Genomic DNA, 15,434 nt, shown 5'->3' with positions numbered 1-15,434 from the left:
TCAGGCCTGGTCGTCGACCAGGAGGTTGCGGGTGCGGTTCGGGTCGACCGGGATCCCGGGGCCGACGTTCGTCGAGACCGTGATCTTCTTGACGTACCGGCCCTTCGCCGCGGACGGCTTGAGTCGCAGGATCTCGTCCAGTGCGGCGCCGTAGTTCTCCACCAGCTTCTCGGTGTCGAACGACGCCTTCCCGATGATCATGTGCAGGTTCGACTGCTTGTCCACCCGGAAGTTGACCTTGCCGCCCTTGATCTCGTTGACGGCCTTCGTGACGTCCGGCGTCACGGTGCCCGTCTTCGGGTTCGGCATCAGGCCACGCGGGCCGAGGATGCGGGCGATCCGGCCGACCTTCGCCATCTGGTCCGGGGTCGCGATCGCGGCGTCGAAGTCGAGCCAGCCGCCCTGGATCCGCTCGATCAGGTCCTCGGCGCCGACCGCGTCGGCGCCGGCGGCCTCGGCCTCGGTGGCCTTGTCACCGGTCGCGAACACGATCACGCGGGCGGTCTTGCCGGTACCGTGCGGCAGGTTCACGGTGCCGCGGACCATCTGGTCCGCCCGGCGGGGGTCGACGCCCAGCCGCATCGCCACCTCGACGGTGGCGTCGGTGTTCTTGCTGGACGTCTCCTGGGCCAGCTTCGCCGCCTGCAGCGGCGAGTAGAGGGCGTCCGCGTCGATCTTCGCGGCGGCCTCGAGGTAGGCCTTGCTGCGCTTAGCCATCTGTGTCTCCTAGGGAGTCAGTTCGTGGTGCGAGCCGCGCCCGGCTCTCCCACGCGTACGGGTGTCTGCTGCTCAGCCGTCGACCGTGATGCCCATCGACCGGGCGGTGCCGGCGATGATCTTGGCGGCCTGGTCGATGTTCGTGGCGTTGAGGTCGCGCATCTTCGTCTCGGCGATCTCGCGCACCTGGTCCATGGTCACCGAGGCGACCTTGGTCTTGTGCGGCTCGCCGGATCCCTTGTCCACGCCGGCCGCCTTGAGCAGCAGCTTGGCCGCCGGTGGCGTCTTCAGCTCGAACGAGAACGAGCGGTCCTCGAACACCGAGATCTCGACCGGCACGACGTTGCCGCGCTGGGCCTCGGTGGCCGCGTTGTAGGCCTTGCAGAACTCCATGATGTTGACGCCGTGCTGACCGAGCGCGGGGCCGACCGGCGGCGCGGGCGTGGCCGCGCCGGCCTGGATCTGGAGCTTGATGATCGCGGAGAGCTTCCGCTTCTTGGGTGGCATCGCCTTGTCCTGTCGTGATCGATGTACTGCTCCGCGACTCCCCTGCCTGTGGGTCGCGGCGTCTGTGGTGCTCCGGTCAGATCTTGGAGACCTGGTTGAACCCGAGCTCGACCGGCGTCTCGCGGCCGAAGATCGAGACCAGCACCTTCAACTTCTGGGCGTCGACGTTGACCTCGCTGATGCTCGCCGGGAGCGTCGCGAACGGGCCGTCCATGACCGTGACCGACTCGCCGACCTCGAAGTCGACCTCGATCGCCGGTCCGGAGCTGCCGCCGCCGTCCGACGCGGGCGCCGAGGCGCCGGCCTTGGCCTTCTCCGGCTGCTTCTCGGCGGGCTCGACCTTGGGCAGCAGGAACTTGAGGACCTCGTCCAGCGTCAGCGGCGACGGCCGCTGGGTCGCGCCGACGAAGCCGGTCACGCCGGGCGTGTTGCGCACGGCGCCCCACGACTGGTCGTTGAGCTCCATGCGCACCAGGATGTAGCCGGGCAGCACCTTGCGCTGCACCCGCTTGCGCTGGCCGTTCTTGATCTCGGTGACCTCTTCGGTGGGCACCTCGACCTGGAAGATGAAGTCCTCGACGTCCAGGGTCTGCGCCCGGGTCTCGAGGTTCGACTTCACCTTGTTCTCGTAGCCGGCGTAGGAGTGCACGACGTACCAGTCGCCGGGTGCGCGGCGCAGTGCCGTCCGCATCTCCTCGACCGGGTCGACGTCGGGGTCCGGCTCCTCGGAGTCGTCGTCGCCGTCCTCCGCGGTGGCCTCGGCCGCCTGCTCCTCCGGGGACTCCGCCTCCTCGGCGGCCTCCTCGGCGCGCTCGTCCTCGACGGTCTCGGCGGCCGCTCCGGGCGTCGAGACGTCGTCGGGGTCGGTGTAGTCGTCGGAGATCTCGGCGTCGCCGTACGCGACCTCGACGTCCGCGTCCTGCGCGGACTGCTCGGGCAGGTCGTCACCCGCGCCCGTGTGCTCCTCGACGGCCTCGATGGCCGCCTCGTTGGCGGCGTCGTCGGGGCTCTCGGGGTCGGACAGCCGCTGGCTGCCGTCTGGGGAGGTCACGTCCTTCTCGCTTCCTTCGTCGGTGTCGTGCGCGTCACCGGTCGCTGTTCAGGTGGTGGGTACGGGCCGCCGGCTAGTTGCCGAACAGCAGGGACACACCCTCGGCGAACAGGCTGTCCAGGGCGAACACGAGCGCGACCATGAACGAGACGAAGACCAGCACCGCGATCGTGTAGGTCACCATCTGCGGCCGGGTCGGCCAGATGACCTTCCGCAGCTCGGCCACGACCTCGCGGAGGAACCGCAGCAGCCGGGCGGGCGGGGAAGCCTTCGTCGCGGTGGCCGACGAGCTCCGCGACGGTGTCGCCTGGCCCTTCCCCGCGGTCCGCCCGGTCGCCTCGTCGCGCTGCTGCTGGGAGCGCCGGGCGCGCTGCCCACGCCGGTCCGCCGCGGTGCGCGGGCGTTCCCGCCCGGACCGCTCCGGATCGCGTTCGTCAGTCACGTCCACGCCCTCCGCCCGGGACGGTCTCGGCTCACCCGTCCTCGGTCCACGTCGTCGTTCGTCCTCACACCACCGGCCCCGGCACACCCGCCCGTCGGGCGGGTTCCGGAGGTTCCGGCGCCGTACCGCGCAGTGGCAGGGGTGACAGGACTTGAACCTGCAACCTGCGGTTTTGGAGACCGCTGCTCTGCCAATTGAGCTACACCCCTACGCGCCCGCATTGCGGGATGAGCACACCGGATAGTCCGGCGTGCCCGACCCGTCGAGTGTACGGCACGCGCCCGGACGCCCGACCGCGCGGCCCCCCGAACGACGTCAGGAGGGCAGGACGACCTCGGCCCTGGCGCGGCCCAGGACCGTCTTGCCGTCGAACCGGGCGGCGAGGTCGACGGTCGCGACGCGCGTGCCGTCGTCGTCCTCGACGTTCGAGACGGTGCCGGTCAGCTCGACCTCGGCGCCCTCGTCGTCGTCCGGGACGACGACCGGCCGCGTGAAGCGCGTCCCGTAGCTGCGGACCGACGACGGGTCGCCGGTCCAGTTCGTGACGACCCGGCCGGCCAACGCCATCGTGAGCATCCCGTGCGCGATCACCCCGGGCAGCCCGGCCCCGGTGGCCACACGGTCGCTCCAGTGGATCGGGTTGCGGTCGCCGGAGGCGCCCGCGTAGCGGACGAGGTCCGCGCGCGTGAGGTGCACGGTGATCGGGGGCAGCTCGTGTCCCTTCTCGACGGCGGCGAAGTCCGTCACGACGCGTCCTCGGCCGCGGTGACCAGCATCGAGCGCGTCGTGGCGACCGGTTCCCCTGCGTCGTCGGTGACCTCGCAGCGCAACGTGAGCATGTGGCTGCCGGCCCGGGTGCGCAGGTCGTCGACGTGGATCACGGTGGTCAGCTCGTCCCCGGCGTGGATCGGCCGGTGGAACGCGATCGACTGGTCGCCGTGGACCATGCGCGTGTAGTCCCACTCCAGCGCGGGACGACGCAGGAACGACTCGATCACCGGCATGGTGAACACCGTCGGGAACGTCGGCGGCGCGATGACGTCCGGGTGCCCGGCGGTGCGGGCGGCGTCGGGGTCGTGGCTCAGCGGGCAGTCGTCACCGATCGCGATGGCGAACTCGCGCACCTTCTCGCGACCGACCTGGTACGGGCCGGCGGGTTCGGAGACGTGCCCGACCCATGAGGCGTCGGGCAACGGTCAGCGAGTCTCGCGGTGCGCCCGGTGCGTGCCGCAGTTCCGGCAGAACTTCTTGATCTCCAAGCGGTCCGGGTCGTTGCGCCGGTTCTTCTTGGTGATGTAGTTCCGGTTCTTGCACTCCTCGCAGGCCAGAGTGATCTTCGGCCGTACGTCAGTGGCCTTGGCCATCGCGGGTGCCTCCCAGCAGGTACGTCGTGTCTCGTCGGTGTGGTAGCGGTGGCCGGACTTGAACCGGCGACACAACGATTATGAGCCGTTTGCTCTACCGACTGAGCTACACCGCCATGCGAAGCTCAGCGCGCTCCGCCAGAGCCCCCTTACGGAATCGAACCGTAGACCTTCTCCTTACCATGGAGACGCTCTGCCGACTGAGCTAAGGGGGCGGCAGTCCTGCCGGGGAGCGCACTCCCCGGCGGGCCGACACAACTCTACACACGTGTTCCGGCGGCCCGACACCGGGTTGCCGGCCCGCCGTCCACCGGGTCAGGCGTGTCCGCCGCCCGCTCGCACGCTGGCCACTGCGGCCTCGGTCCCGATCTTGTCGACGGCCCCGACCCCCTCCGTCGAGAGGCGGAGCCGGACGTGCCGGTTCTCGCTCGGCGGCCACTACCCGTCGACCGCATCCGGACGACCGGGACGGAACTCGGTACCGCGTGCCGTGGGAACCTCCGTCTACGATGACAATCGTTTTCGTTTACGATACGCCGGTCGGCAAGGCGGAGACGATCGGGAGGTCGCCGGTGGCGGAGCGGGAACGGACGGAGCTCGTGGTGCTCGTGGGCCTGGACAGGGACGGGACGGAAGCAGCCGCCGGGCGGCTGCTGGAACGGGACCCGGCGCTCGTCGTGCTGCATCACGACCTGCGGGATCTGCGACGCGGTCGGGTGCACCGGCGCCTGCGCGTCGGCGGGTCCGACGGCCGGTCGCTGCTCGAGCTCGCCCACGGGTGCGTGAGCTGCACGATCCGCGAGGACGTGCTGCCGACCGTCACGCGGCTGGCCGGCCGGGTCCGCCGGATCGTGCTGCACCTCGACCCCGCGCTGGAGCCGGAGGCGGTCTGCTGGGCGCTCGGTGCGGTGGCGGCCACCCCCGGTGGCCCGACCGTGACCGACCTGGTGTCGCTGCGCGGCGTCGTCACGGTCGTCGAACCGGTGCGCTGGCTCGACGACGCGACCGGCGACGACACCCTCCCCGAGCGCGGGCTGTCCACAGTGCCCGACGACGAGCGCACGGTCGCCCAGGTGGCCGTCGGTCAGGCGGAGTTCGCCGACGTGCTGGTCACCGTTCCGGCCGCCCCGGACGCCTGGGAGCTCGCCAGGGCGAACGCCGTGCTCGACCGGCTCGCGCCGCTGGCACCGCGGATCCGGCTGACCGGCCTCGAGCCGGCCGACGTGTTCTCCCCCGCCCTCCCCGCCGGGGCCCGTCGCGGCGTCCCGGGCGGCGTGCACGACCCGCTCCTGCGCGGCGCCCCTCCACTGGAGTCCGACGCCGGCGTACGCACGCTCGTGTTCGCCGCGCGCCGGCCGTTCCACCCGGAGCGGCTGCACGACGCGCTCGACCACCTGCTCGACGGCGTGGTCCGGTCCCGCGGACGGATCTGGCTGGCGACCCGTCCGGACGCGGTGCTGTGGCTGGAGAGCGCGGGCGGTGGGCTGCGGATCGCGCAGGCGGGCGAGTGGCTGGCCGAGCGTGACGCCGCCGCGTGGGACGCGGTGGACGACGACCGGCGCGCCCTCGCGTCCCTGGCGTGGCACCCGCGGTGGGGCGACCGGGCACAGGACGTCGTCGTGCTGTGTCACCGCGCCGTCCCGTCGGAGATCGAGGACGCACTGCGTTCCGCGCTCCTGACCGACGACGAGCTGGCCCTCGGCCGAGCGTCCTGGGCGGACCTGCCCGACCCGTTCGGTCACGTGCACGACGAGCCGTGCGCCGATCCCCTACCGGCCCGGTCCGACGCGACCGGACGACTCGACGAAGGAGAACGCTGATGGCCGTTCCGAAACGGCGCCTGTCCCGCGCGAACACCCGTACCCGTCGTGCGCGGTGGAAGGCCGCACGCCCGGACCTGGTGCCCGTGACGCTCGACGGGCGCAAGCACCTCGTGCCCCGCAACCTCGTCCCGGCCTATCGCCGCGGCCTCCTCCCTCCGCCCGGCTCATGACGCCCGCCCGGCTCCCGACGCCCGCGCGCTCCCGACCTGACGCCGCCCGCTCGCCCTGGTCCATGATCGGCGGAACCGGTCGGGGTGCGCCGCCGGTGGCGCAGTCCAGCCATTTCCGCCGATCAAGCCACGCTGACGCCCCGCTCCGCGCGCCATGATCGGTCAGCCCTCGACCCACCGGGCGGACTGAGGGACACCCCTTACCCCGCGCGCCCCGGGGAGCGCCGGACGTGCGTGATCGTCGGATCCGCCGGGGCACCCCTCAGGACGAGCGTGAACGTCGTGCTGACCAACGAGATCCCGATGGACGCCCTGACCGCACTCGTCGCCGAGCGGCGGGACAGGTACACGACCGAGGCGGAGTCGTTCCGCCTCGCCCGCACGGCGGCGCGTGCGATGCGGGCGGCGCGCAGGGCCCGTCGCGCACGAGCCGGTACCCGCCTCACCGTCGCCGAGCAGGTCGGGCGCTGCGCCTGATCCGTTCTCCGCTGGCGATATCCGGCCGGAACTGTCGGTGGGCCGTGCCACGATGACCGCCGTGCCGAGACCGGGAGCGGGGATCGGCCTGGTCGGGCGGGACGCCGAACGGGCCGAGCTGCTGGCCGTGCTGGACCGGGCGCGGTCCGGGCGGGCGGGCGCCGTGCTGCTGTCCGGGGACGCAGGGGTGGGCAAGTCCCGGCTCGTGGCCGAGCTGGCCGGCGCCGCGGGGGACGCGCACGTCGTCGTCGGGCGGTGCCTGGACATCGGGGACGCGTCGCTGCCGTACCTCCCGTTCACCGAGGCGCTGTCCGCGCTGCGCGGACCGCTGCCGGACCTGCTGGACCGGTGGCCCGCACTGCGCAGGCTGGCGCCGTGGCTGGAGGCCGAGCCGGACCCGGCGGTCGACCGTCCACCGGACCGGGAGCTCGGCCGTCTGCAGCTGTTCGACGGGATGTTGTCGGCGCTCACCGCTGCGGGCGGCGAACGCCCGTTGCTGCTCGCCGTCGAGGACCTGCACTGGGCCGACCGGTCGACCCGCGAGCTGCTCGCCTTCCTGCTGTCCCGTCTCGACGCCCAGCACCTGGCGGTCGTCGGCACCTACCGCTCGGACGACCTCCACCGCAGGCACCCCCTGCGGCCGGTCCTCGCAGAGCTCGCCCGCCTGCCCGCCGTGACCCGGCTGGACCTGGCCCCGCTGGACCTGGACCGCACCCGGGAGCTGGTCCGCGCCCTCAGCGGTGACGCCGCGACCACCGACGAGGTGGCGCGGATCGCGGACCGCAGCGAGGGGAACGCGTTCTTCGCCGAGGAGCTCGTCGCCGCCGGGTGTTCGGGGAGCAGCGGGTCGGGCGGCCTGCCGGACGGGCTCGCCGAGCTCCTGCTGGCGCGCAGCGAGCAGCTGTCCGCCCCGGCCCGCGCGGTGCTGCGGGTCGCCTCGGTGGCCGACCGGAGCGTGCGTCACGAATTGCTCGCCGCCGCGTCCGGACTCGGCGTCGACGAGCTGGAGGCCGCGCTGCGCGAGGCGGTCGTGCACCACGTCCTCGTCCCGGACGGTCAGGACGCCTACTCGTTCCGGCACGCGCTGCTGCGGGAGGCCGTGCACGACGACCTGCTGCCGGGCGAGCGGAGCAGGCTGCACGCCCGGTTCGCGGATCTCCTGGCCGAACGCCCCGACGAGCCCGGCGCGGCCGCGGACCTCGCCCGCCACGCGTTCGCCGCGCACGACCTGCCACGGGCGCTGGCCGCGTCCGTACGGGCGGCATCCGAGGCGGCACGCCGGGGCGGGCCGGCCGAGATGCTGCTGCATCTGGAGCGGGCACTGGAGATCTGGCCCGCCGTCGAGGACCCCGAGTCCGTCGCGGGCGCGCCGGAGACGCGGCTCACCCGGGAGGCGGCGTGGGCGGCGAGTGCATCGGGCGATCCGGAGCGCGGAGCGGCGCTGGGCCGCAGGGCCGTGGAGCTCGCCGACGCGCTCGGTGACCGTCTGGACCGCGCGGACGCCCGGATCCGGTATGCGTTGCGGCTGTTGGACGTCGGCGCGCTGATGGAGGAGACCGTCACGGTCACCGACGAGGCGGTCGCCCTGCTCGAGGGCGACGCCCCCGGCCCCGATCTCGCGTGGGCGCACGCCGTCGCCGGACGCGCGGCGCTCCGGTTCGACCTGCTCGAGCCGAGCCGTGCGCACGCCGAACGGGCCGCCGTCGTCGCGCGGGCGGTACTGGAGGCCGGCGCACCGGACGAGGCGACCCGCCGCGACGTACTCGCCGCAGAGGCCGACGCGTTGATCACGTGCGCGTTCCACGCCCAGATCGACGGCGGAGCGGAAGGGGCCCGCACGCTGCTCGCCGAGGCCGTCACGCTGGCCGCCGCGTCCGGCAATCCGATGGTCGAGCTGCGGACGATGTGGAACCGCGGGGTCTCGTTCCTGGAGGACGGCATGCTGGACGCCGCGCAGCAGGAGTTCGCCTCGGGAGAGAGCCGCGCCGCCGACTACGGGATCAGCTGGGGCGGGTACGGGCTGGACCACAAGGTCGGTCACCTGCGGGTCGCGTTCCAGCGCGGTGAGTGGGACGTCGCCGGCCGGATCGCGGCGTCCGTCGGTCCGGCCGTGTCCGCGGGTGTGGCCGGGCTCGTCGCCGCGGCCGGCCTGCTCGTGTCGGTGGCGCGCGGCGAGCTCGACGACGCCGAGGCCCGGATCCGTTCTCTCGGCACCGTGGAGCCGATGCACGACCAGACGGCCCTGCTGCTCGGTCAGGCCGGCGCCGAGTGCGCATTGTGGCGGTCGGACCCCACGACGGCCACGGAACGGGTGGACGCCGCGCTCCGGCGCCTGCGGCTGGAGGTGCCGTACCACCTGGGCGAGCTGGTGCTGAGCGCGCTCGGGATCGCTGCACTCGCCGACCGGGCGGCCGCGCACCCCGCCGACGCGGACCGGTTCCGCGCCGAGGCCGACGCGCTGCTCCACTCCGTGGAGACGGTCGCGGAACGCGGGCTCCCCCGCGGCACGGCGATCGGGCCGGAGGGCCGCGCGTGGCTGCTCCAGGCGCGCGCCGAGCACACCCGCGTGCACGACGTGCCGTCCCCCGACGCGTGGACCGCCGTCGTCGACGGGTTCGGCTACGGCGACCGGTACCGCGAGGCCCAGGCCCGCCACCGCCGCGCGGAGGCGTTGCTCGCACGTGCCGGGAGAGCCGCCGCGAACGGGTCCGCGGGCAGGCGGACGGACGCCGGCCGCGACCCGGACCGGCCTGCGGACCCGGCCGATCTGCGCCGCGCCGCGGCCGAGGACCTGCGGGCCGCCGCGGCCGTGGCCGACGAGCTGGGTGCGCGTCCACTGTCCGGCGCGGTGGCCGCTCTCGCGGCGCAGTCCGGCACCGCGATCCGCGCGGCCGCGGACCGTGCGGTCGGCGACGCCGGCCGTCCGGTGGTCGGTGACGTCACGACGGGCCCGCTCACCCCCCGCGAGCACGCCGTGCTCGAGCAGGTCGCGCTCGGGTTGACCAACCGGCGCATCGGCGAGGAACTGTTCATCAGCGAGAAGACGGTCAGCGTCCACCTGTCCCGGCTGATGGCGAAGCTGGGTGCGGCGGGGCGCGCGGAGGCGGTGTCCCTCGCCTACGAGCGCGGGCTGCTGGTCGCGGGCGACGGATCGACGCGGCGGGCCGGTCGTGCTACGTAGGACCGGACGATCCACGAGGACGAGGGAGCGGCGACGATGCCGATTCAGCACGCGGCCGACCTGTCCGATCTCGACGGCTTCTGGACGGCCCCGATCGTCGAGCGCGCCGCGGGATTCGCTGCGCTGCGGGCCGAGAGCGGCGTCCCGTGGTTCGAGCAGCCGCCGTCGGCGTTCGTCGACCCCGGCGACGGCTTCTACGCGCTGACCCGCCTGGACGACATCGCGACGGCCAGCCGCACGCCCGGCGTGTTCCGTTCCGGATCGGGAGCGACGTCGGTCGCGGACACCCCGCCGGAGTTCACCGAGTTCTTCGGCTCGATGATCAACACCGACGACCCGCGGCATGCGCGGCTGCGCCGGATCGTCTCCCGCGGCTTCACCCCGCGCCGGCTGCAGGACCTGGCCGAGGTCGTGGACCGGACGGCCGCGTCGATCGTCGACGACCTGGTGGACGCCGGGGAGTGCGACGCCGTCGAGACGATCTCCGCCCGGCTCCCGCTGACCGTCATCTGCGAGATGATGGGCGTGCCGCGGAGCCAGTACCGGTTCGTCTACGACCGCACGAACGTCATCCTCGGGGCGGCCGACCCGGAGTACGTGCCGGACTCCGGCGACATCGTCGGGGCGCTGCTCCGGGCGGGTGCCGAGCTGGCCGAGCTGATGCGGGAGATGGGTCGCGCCCGCGAAGCCACGCCGACCGGCGATGTGACGTCGGCGCTGGTCAACGCCGAGATCGACGGCGAGCGGCTGACCCCGGACGAGCTCGCGAGCTTCTTCATCCTGCTCGTCGTCGCCGGCAACGAGACCACCCGGAACGCGATCAGCTGGGGCCTGCAGCTGCTCACCGAGAACCCGGACCAGCGCGCCGCGTGGCTGGCCGACCCGGACGGCGTGACACCGGGCGCCGTCGAGGAGATCGTCCGGTGGGCCTCTCCGGTCATCTACATGCGCCGCACGCTGTCCGAGCCGGCCGTGCTCGGCGGTACCGAGCTGCCCGTGGACGCGAAGGTGGCGCTGTTCTACTGGGCCGCGAACCGGGACCCGCAGTACTTCACCGACCCGGACCGCTTCGACGTCCGCCGCTCGCCGAACCCGCACGTCGGGTTCGGGGGTCCCGGTCCGCACTTCTGCCTCGGCGCGCACCTCGCCCGACGGGAGATCGCGGCCGTGTTCACCGAGCTGCTGCGCCGGACACCGGACGTCACCGTGACCGGCGAGCCGCGCCGGCTCCGGTCGATGTTCATCAACGGCATCAAGCACCTCCCGGTGGCGGTGTCGGCGCGGGGGCGCTGAGCCCATCGGCCGTCGCGTTCGGGTGAGCGAGAGGCACGATCCGTTACGCCGAGTGGGCGTCCGGGTGGAAGCGCGTCACCGATGGGGTGTGGGCCTCATCAAGAAGGTTGATGCCGTCTGTGCTGGGATAACGGACCTCACGACCCGGCCGACATCCGGGGCGTAGGGCCGGTAGCGCGCACCGGTCCGGACCCGGCCCCCGACCGACCGTCGAGGGCTCCGCTCCCCGAGATCGGTGAACCCCATGACCGCGTTCTCCGCCACCGGCCTGTTCGTGCCGGCCCCGCGCGCCGCCACCCCGCAGATCCCGACCCCGCGTCGGCCCGTCGACACGGCGCCGGACCAGCACCCCGGTCGCCACCGGATCGCCGAGCCCGTCCGTACCCCACAGACCGCTCAGGCGCAGCAGCGCGCCCGGTCCGCCCGGGCCACGTCCCGGACCAGGACCGCTGGGCTGGTCACGATCGCCGCCCGTACCGGCAGCGTCGTCACGCTGGCCGCGATGCTCGTCGCCGCGGCGGCCACCGCGGGTCTCACCGACGGCGTCGCGCCGACCGGGGACGCCGCGACGGTCGCGTCGTCCACCTTGCGTTGACGACCGTCAGGCCGCGTCCGGACGCGTCTCCGCGTTCTTCAGTACGTGCTCGACCAGCTCCATGACCAGCCGGTTCCCGCCGAGGCGGTACCCGAAGTCCTCCCAGGACAGCAGCTCCCGCGAGACCAGCTCGCCAACCGGACCCGGGTAGATACGCGTCGCACGGAACGCCGCCGCACGGATGCGCATCTTCTCGTGGTGGTCCATCGGTGCAGGCTCCATGCCCATCACCTCCGCGATGTCGGGTTGTGAAGTGCTCGGCACGCTCCGCGCTGAGTCGCATCGCCTCTTCCATGGTGACCCACGAACGCGGGAACGGCGGCACAAGTGGGGCGAGTCTCAGATAAACACCCGATTACGGTGGGCCCATGGCCGACCGCACACGGGACCTTCTGTGGTCCGACGTCACCGGCATCCACGACGCGATCCTCGGGCACCCGTTCGTCACCGGGCTGACCGACGGGACGCTCCCGCACGACGCGTTCCGGCACTACATCGTCCAGGACGCCCACTACCTGCGCGGATACGCCCGGGCGCTCGCCGTGTGCGCCGCGAAGTCGCCCGGAGAGGACGAGCTCGCCATGTTCGCCGAGCACGCGGGCGGCGCGATCGCGGCCGAGCAGGAGCTGCACGGCGACCTGCTGGACGGCCTCGGGCTGACGTCCGAGCAGGCCCGCACGCTTCCTGTGGCCCCGGCCACGCAGGCGTACGTCAGCTACCTGCTGGCCACCGCCCACTCCGGCTCCTACGCCGAGGCGGTGGCCGCGGTGCTGCCCTGCTACTGGATCTACGCGAAGGTCGGGGAGCACCTGCTCGACGGCGGCTCGCCGGATCCGCTGTACCGGCGCTGGATCGAGATGTACGGCGGGGACGAGTACCAGGGCGTCGTCGAGGCGGTGCTGGACGCGACCGACCGGATCGGCGCGGTGGCGTCCGAGCGGGAGCTCGGGCTGATGCGCGAGCACTTCACCACGACCTCGCGCTACGAGTGGATGTTCTGGGACGCCGCCCACCGGACGGAGGGCTGGCCGATCTGAGCCGGTCGGGGAGGCTCGGCGTCGACGGTCGCTCGGCGGAGCTCCGCTCAGCGCCCGTCGATCTTGTCGGGGATGATCAGGTGCAGCACGAAGCCGACGATCGCCACGATGATCGCGCCCCAGAAGCCGGACCAGAACCCGTCGACCTGGAACGGCAGGTCGAGCAACCCCGCGAGCCAGCCGACCAGCAGGAACAGCAGGGCGTTCACGACGAGGCCGATCAGGCCGAGCGTGAGCACGTAGAGCGGGCACCCGAGCGTCTTGATCACGGGTTTCACCACGGCGTTCACCACGCCGAAGATCAGCGCGACGACGAGCAGCGTGCCGATCCGCGCGCTCGTCGAGGATCCGCCGAGCTCGATGCCGTCCACGAGCACGACCGCCACCCACAGCGATACGGCGACCACCAGCACGCGGACGACGAACGCGAGTCCGTTCGAGACAGCCATCTCCGGCTCCTCCTTCAGTCCTGGTCGACGATCGACTGGTAGACGAGCGTCTGCAGCTGCGCCCGGATCGGGTAGGCGCTCGACGGCATCACCTGCGTCATGAACAGCACCGTCAGGTCCTCGGCCGGGTCGACCCAGAACGCCGTCGACGCCAGGCCTCCCCACGCGAACGTGCCCTCGCTCGCGAGCTGATGGCTGGCCGGCCCGTCGATCACCACGGAGAAGCCGAGACCGAACCCGACACCGGTGAACGCGGACTCGGCGAAGATCGGCCGACCGAACGTGTCCAGGTCCGCGCCGCCGGGAAGGTGGTTCCGGGTCGCGTGGGCGAGCGTGCGCGGACCGAGCAACCGGACGCCGTCCAGCTCGCCTCCGCGGGCCAGCATCTGCGCGAAGCGGTGGTAGTCGCCGAGCGTCGAGGCGAGCCCTCCGCCGCCGGAGAGGTACTCCGGCTCGCGGGTGATGGAGTCGCCGAGCGCGCCGTTGCGGACCAGCTCACCACCGGGCCGGACGGCGTACAACGTGGCCAGACGCTGGTCGTCGGCGTCCACCCGGAAGCCGGTCTCGTCCATCCCCAGTGGACCGAGGATCCGCTCGGCGAAGAAGCGGTCCAGCGTCGTGCCGGACGCGACCTCGACGACGCGCCCGAGAACGTCGGTCGCGACCGAGTAGTTCCATTCGGTGCCGGGCTCGAACAGCAGCGGCAGGCCGCCCCACACCGCGCAGGCGCCCGCCAGGTCCACCCCGCGCGGGGCACCGAACTCGTATCCCGCGGAGCGGTACATCTCGTCCACCGGATGCGCGTGGTGGAAGCCGTACGTCAGACCGGAGGTGTGCGTCAGCAGGTGCCAGATCCGCATCGGGCCGGCGGCCGCGTCCGTGCCCGGGTTGAGCGCGGAGCCGCTGCGGTAGACGCGCTGGTCCGCGAACTCCGGGATGTAGCGCGACACCGGGTCGGTCAGCTCGAGCGCGCCCTGCTCCCAGAGCATCAGCGCGGCGACCGACGTGATCGGCTTCGTCATCGAGTAGATGCGCCACCGGGAGTCGTCCCCGACCGGTCGGCGGTCCTCCAGATCCAGGACGCCGTAGTGGCTCAGGTGCGCGATCCGGCCCTTGCGCGCCACCGCGATCGACCAGCCGGGGAGCCGTCCGTCGTCGACGTAGCGGCGGAAGTGGGAGTCCACACGGGCCAGCCGCTCCGCGTCCAGCCCGACCTCGGAGGGATCGGCCTCGATCTTCGCTTCGCTCACCCGTCCGACACTACCGGGCAGGCGCCTACGCACTTCTGATGATGTGTAGGTCCGAGTCGTCACGCGAGGCGCACACTTCTCGATGTAGTGAACGTGCACTCAAGGTGCACAGCGCGCCCGGGCGGGGGTCCGGTGCCGCGCCCGCCGCCGGGAGCTGGGGAGCGTCCGACGGCGAGGGATCGCGATGCCGTGGTCCGGGAGGCTGGGGAGCACACCCGGGCCACGGCGCGCGACAACTCCCCGTCCGCCCTCCGGCGATCAGGGCGCGAGCAGCTCGTAGCGCGCCAGGTTGTGGCCGCGCAGCCGCGACGTCATCCGCAGGGCGGTGGCCCGCGCCCGCGCCGCCGGTGACAACGCCCGCGACACCGCGTCCGGGACGGCGGCGACGTTGCGGGACTCCAGCAGCCGCAGGCCCCACGGCTGCAGCTCGGCCGGGTCCTCGCAGGTCCAGTCGAACGTCAGGGATCCCGACGACAACGGCTCGCTGCGTTCGAGGTACGACGCCGTCGTCCGCCCGATCGTGTCTGTCAGCAGCGTCGCGCCGGGCAGGATCGACCCGGCCGTGAACACGATCCGCTGCACGCCCTGCTCGGGCAGCAACGTGAGCACCGACTCGGACACCAGCAGGTACGGCGCCGGCATCTCGCGGGCCACGTCCAGCCAGTCCTCGTCCAGCACCGAGCCGGCGACCAGGCGGCGCTCGGTGCCGGGCAGCAGCTCGCGACGCAGCTCGGCCACGGCAGGCAGGTCCACGTCGACCCAGGTGGCGTCCACCCGGCCACCCCCGCGACCGGCCAGCCGCTCGGCCCGGGTGTTCAGCCCGGCCCCCAGCTCGACGACGGTGCCGCCCGGGTGCGCGTCGAGGAACTCCCGGACCCAGTGGTCGAACACGGCGCCCCGCAGCACGGTGGCGATGTCGTCGAACCGGTTCGACGGCACACCGTCGAACTCCGAGGCGAGGCCCACGGCGAGCGGATCCGGCGAGACCGGCCGACGCCGTCTCGCGTCCTGCGCTCTCGCCCGCAGCGGTGCGAGCATCGTCCGCTCCAGCGGACCGAGCTCCCCTGTGCCCCGTCGA

At 72.8% G+C, this 15,434-nt stretch carries 18 protein-coding genes and 3 tRNA genes; 7 read left to right on the top strand and 14 right to left on the bottom strand.

Features of this window, described 5'->3' with window-relative positions; genetic code table 11:
* The 10 genes from rplA to EV378_RS21065 all read right to left on the bottom strand — a co-directional run bounded on the left by rplA (position 1) and on the right by EV378_RS21065 (position 4,296).
* Entirely contained in the window at positions 1–717 is a 717-nt protein-coding gene (gene rplA, locus EV378_RS21110) for a 50S ribosomal protein L1 (RefSeq protein WP_132428933.1), read from the bottom strand.
* Positions 718–789: 72 nt separating this feature from the next.
* Positions 790–1,224 (bottom strand): 50S ribosomal protein L11, encoded by a 435-nt coding sequence (gene rplK, locus EV378_RS21105; RefSeq protein ID WP_132428931.1) that lies wholly within the window; start codon positions 1,222–1,224, stop codon positions 790–792.
* 76 nt (positions 1,225–1,300) lie between these two features.
* Positions 1,301–2,203: a transcription termination/antitermination protein NusG gene (gene nusG / locus EV378_RS21100; RefSeq protein ID WP_424511271.1), complete on the bottom strand. Its 903-nt coding sequence runs from the start codon at positions 2,201–2,203 to the stop codon at positions 1,301–1,303.
* Between the two features lie 145 nt (positions 2,204–2,348).
* Positions 2,349–2,717: a preprotein translocase subunit SecE gene (gene secE, locus EV378_RS21095; protein ID WP_132428927.1), complete on the bottom strand. Its 369-nt coding sequence runs from the start codon at positions 2,715–2,717 to the stop codon at positions 2,349–2,351.
* A 133-nt stretch (positions 2,718–2,850) separates the two neighbouring features.
* Positions 2,851–2,926: transfer RNA gene (locus tag EV378_RS21090), tRNA-Trp, on the bottom strand.
* 106 nt (positions 2,927–3,032) lie between these two features.
* Positions 3,033–3,464, bottom strand: coding sequence for a MaoC family dehydratase (locus EV378_RS21085; protein ID WP_132428925.1), 432 nt, complete (start codon positions 3,462–3,464; stop codon positions 3,033–3,035).
* Positions 3,461–3,910: a MaoC family dehydratase N-terminal domain-containing protein gene (locus tag EV378_RS21080; RefSeq protein WP_132428923.1), complete on the bottom strand. Its 450-nt coding sequence runs from the start codon at positions 3,908–3,910 to the stop codon at positions 3,461–3,463. The genes EV378_RS21085 and EV378_RS21080 overlap by 4 nt, the downstream gene beginning before the upstream one ends.
* A gap of 3 nt (positions 3,911–3,913) precedes the next feature.
* The gene (gene rpmG / locus EV378_RS21075; protein ID WP_029240095.1) at positions 3,914–4,081 is read right to left on the bottom strand and encodes a 50S ribosomal protein L33; all 168 of its coding nucleotides are present in this window, start codon (positions 4,079–4,081) and stop codon (positions 3,914–3,916) included.
* A gap of 40 nt (positions 4,082–4,121) precedes the next feature.
* Positions 4,122–4,197: transfer RNA gene (locus EV378_RS21070), tRNA-Met, on the bottom strand.
* 26 nt (positions 4,198–4,223) lie between these two features.
* Positions 4,224–4,296 (bottom strand) — tRNA-Thr (locus EV378_RS21065).
* A 357-nt stretch (positions 4,297–4,653) separates the two neighbouring features.
* On the opposite strand from EV378_RS21065, the gene mrf reads away from it, so the two are divergent.
* The 6 genes from mrf (at position 4,654) to EV378_RS21030 (ending at position 11,620) form a co-directional block, all read left to right on the top strand.
* The gene (gene mrf / locus EV378_RS21055; protein WP_243653684.1) at positions 4,654–5,901 is read left to right on the top strand and encodes a ribosome hibernation factor-recruiting GTPase MRF; all 1,248 of its coding nucleotides are present in this window, start codon (positions 4,654–4,656) and stop codon (positions 5,899–5,901) included.
* On the top strand, positions 5,901–6,074 hold the full coding sequence (gene rpmF, locus EV378_RS21050; RefSeq protein ID WP_132428919.1) for a 50S ribosomal protein L32: 174 nt from the start codon (positions 5,901–5,903) through the stop codon (positions 6,072–6,074). The genes mrf and rpmF overlap by 1 nt, the downstream gene beginning before the upstream one ends.
* A gap of 282 nt (positions 6,075–6,356) precedes the next feature.
* Positions 6,357–6,551: a hypothetical protein gene (locus EV378_RS21045; RefSeq protein WP_132428917.1), complete on the top strand. Its 195-nt coding sequence runs from the start codon at positions 6,357–6,359 to the stop codon at positions 6,549–6,551.
* Between the two features lie 61 nt (positions 6,552–6,612).
* The gene (locus tag EV378_RS21040; RefSeq protein WP_165922409.1) at positions 6,613–9,732 is read left to right on the top strand and encodes a helix-turn-helix transcriptional regulator; all 3,120 of its coding nucleotides are present in this window, start codon (positions 6,613–6,615) and stop codon (positions 9,730–9,732) included.
* A gap of 36 nt (positions 9,733–9,768) precedes the next feature.
* A complete protein-coding gene (locus EV378_RS21035; RefSeq protein ID WP_132428913.1) occupies positions 9,769–11,025 on the top strand; it encodes a cytochrome P450 in 1,257 nt (418 codons plus the stop codon).
* A gap of 244 nt (positions 11,026–11,269) precedes the next feature.
* A complete protein-coding gene (locus EV378_RS21030) occupies positions 11,270–11,620 on the top strand; it encodes a hypothetical protein (protein ID WP_132428911.1) in 351 nt (116 codons plus the stop codon).
* Between the two features lie 6 nt (positions 11,621–11,626).
* Here EV378_RS21030 and EV378_RS21025 read toward each other — a convergent pair whose 3' ends face one another.
* Complete coding sequence (locus tag EV378_RS21025) at positions 11,627–11,842, bottom strand: hypothetical protein (protein WP_243653683.1); 216 nt, start codon at positions 11,840–11,842, stop codon at positions 11,627–11,629.
* Between the two features lie 146 nt (positions 11,843–11,988).
* On the opposite strand from EV378_RS21025, the gene tenA reads away from it, so the two are divergent.
* Entirely contained in the window at positions 11,989–12,657 is a 669-nt protein-coding gene (tenA, locus tag EV378_RS21020; protein WP_132428909.1) for a thiaminase II, read from the top strand.
* A 47-nt stretch (positions 12,658–12,704) separates the two neighbouring features.
* Here the strand turns inward: tenA and EV378_RS21015 are convergent, their stop codons facing one another.
* From EV378_RS21015 to EV378_RS21005, 3 genes are all read right to left on the bottom strand, one after another.
* A complete protein-coding gene (locus EV378_RS21015; protein WP_132428907.1) occupies positions 12,705–13,106 on the bottom strand; it encodes a phage holin family protein in 402 nt (133 codons plus the stop codon).
* Between the two features lie 14 nt (positions 13,107–13,120).
* Positions 13,121–14,356, bottom strand: coding sequence for a serine hydrolase domain-containing protein (locus EV378_RS21010; protein WP_132428905.1), 1,236 nt, complete (start codon positions 14,354–14,356; stop codon positions 13,121–13,123).
* 258 nt (positions 14,357–14,614) lie between these two features.
* Entirely contained in the window at positions 14,615–15,394 is a 780-nt protein-coding gene (locus tag EV378_RS21005; RefSeq protein WP_132428903.1) for a class I SAM-dependent methyltransferase, read from the bottom strand.
* Positions 15,395–15,434 lie beyond the last annotated feature (40 nt).

The sequence above is a fragment of the Pseudonocardia endophytica genome (assembly GCF_004339565.1).
Classification (GTDB): Bacteria; Actinomycetota; Actinomycetes; order Mycobacteriales; family Pseudonocardiaceae; genus Pseudonocardia; species Pseudonocardia endophytica.
This window is presented reverse-complemented; position numbering and strand designations above follow the sequence as displayed.